Annotated in this window: 1 protein-coding gene; it reads right to left on the bottom strand. The window is 69.0% G+C overall.

Features of this window, described 5'->3' with window-relative positions; genetic code table 11:
• Positions 1-164: 164 nt before the first annotated feature.
• Positions 165-1531: methylmalonyl-CoA mutase family protein (locus PKE44_RS19335; protein ID WP_324554473.1), on the bottom strand; the 1367-nt coding region annotated here is incomplete at its 5' end.

Below are 1531 nucleotides of genomic sequence, written 5' to 3'. Positions count from 1 at the left end.
CCGATCTGCCGCTTCCCGCAGCGCACGGTGCTGAAGGACGGCGCCGGCGACTGGCGCGACCCGGCAAGCTGGACCTGCCGCTGAGCCCGGCCGGCGGCGGCAGGCGAACCGGTCACGGACCGCCCGCCGCCGGCCCCGCCGGCAATGCCGGATGCACGCCGCCGCTACAGGTTGCGCCGGTACTGCCCGCCGACCTCGAACAGTGCCGTCGTGATCTGGCCGAGCGAGCAGCAGCGCACCGCATCCATCAGCACCGCGAACACGTTGCCGCCGGCGATCGCGGTCTGCTTCAGGCGTTCGAGCATCGCCGGTGCAGCCGCGACATGGCGGGCGTGGAAGGCGCGCAGGCGTTCGAGCTGCGACTGCTTCTCGGCTTCGGTCGAGCGCGCCAGCAGCGGCGGGGGCGGGCTCGCGCCGGCATCGGCGTGCGTGAAGGTGTTGACGCCGACGATCGGCAGGCTGCCGTCGTGCTTGCGCGTCTCGTACTTCATCGACTCCTCCTGGATGCGGCTGCGCTGGTAGCCGGTTTCCATCGCGCCGAGCACGCCGCCGCGCTCGCTCAGGCGCTCGAACTCGCAGAGCACGGCTTCCTCGACCAGATCGGTCAGCGTCTCGATGATGAACGCGCCCTGGTTCGGGTTCTCGCAGCGTGCGAGCCCCCATTCGCGGTGGATGATCAGCTGGATCGCCAGCGCACGGCGCACCGAGGCTTCGGTCGGCGTCGTGACGGCTTCGTCGAAGGCATTCGTGTGCAGCGAGTTGCAGTGGTCGTAGATCGCGATCAGCGCCTGCAGCGTCGTGCGGATGTCGTTGAAGGCCATCTCCTGCGCGTGCAGCGAACGGCCCGAGGTCTGGATGTGGTACTTGAGCTTCTGGCTGCGCTCGCCGCCGCCGTAGTGATCGCGCAGCGCGATCGCCCAGATGCGCCGCGCCACGCGCCCGAGCACCGCGTACTCCGGGTCCATGCCGTTGCTGAAGAAGAAGCTCAGGTTCGGCGCGAAGTCGTCGATGTCCATGCCGCGCGCGCGGTAGGCCTCGACGTAGGTGAAGCCGTTGGCGAGCGTGAACGCGAGCTGCGTGACCGGGTTCGCGCCGGCCTCGGCGATGTGATAGCCGCTGATCGACACCGAATAGAAATTGCGCACCGCGTGCTCGACGAAATACGCCTGCATGTCGGCCATCAGCCGCAGCGCGAATTCGATCGAGAACAGGCAGGTGTTCTGGCCCTGATCCTCCTTCAGGATGTCGGCCTGCACGGTGCCGCGCACGACGTGCAGCACCTGCGCGCGGATCGCCTGCGCTTCGGCAGCCTCCGCCGCCCGGCCGTGCCGGTGCGCGAAGCGCGCGAGTGCCGCGTCGATCGCGGTGTTCAGGAACATCGCGAGCATGGCCGGCGCCGGACCGTTGATCGTCATCGACACCGAGGTCGTCGGCGCGCACAGATCGAAGCCCTCGAACAGCGCCTGCATGTCGTCGAGCGTGGCGATGCTGACGCCGGCGTTGCCGATCTTGCCGAAGATGTCCGGACGCG

This window comes from Plasticicumulans sp. (assembly GCF_035331805.1).
GTDB lineage: Bacteria > Pseudomonadota > Gammaproteobacteria > Competibacterales > Competibacteraceae > Plasticicumulans.
This window is presented reverse-complemented; position numbering and strand designations above follow the sequence as displayed.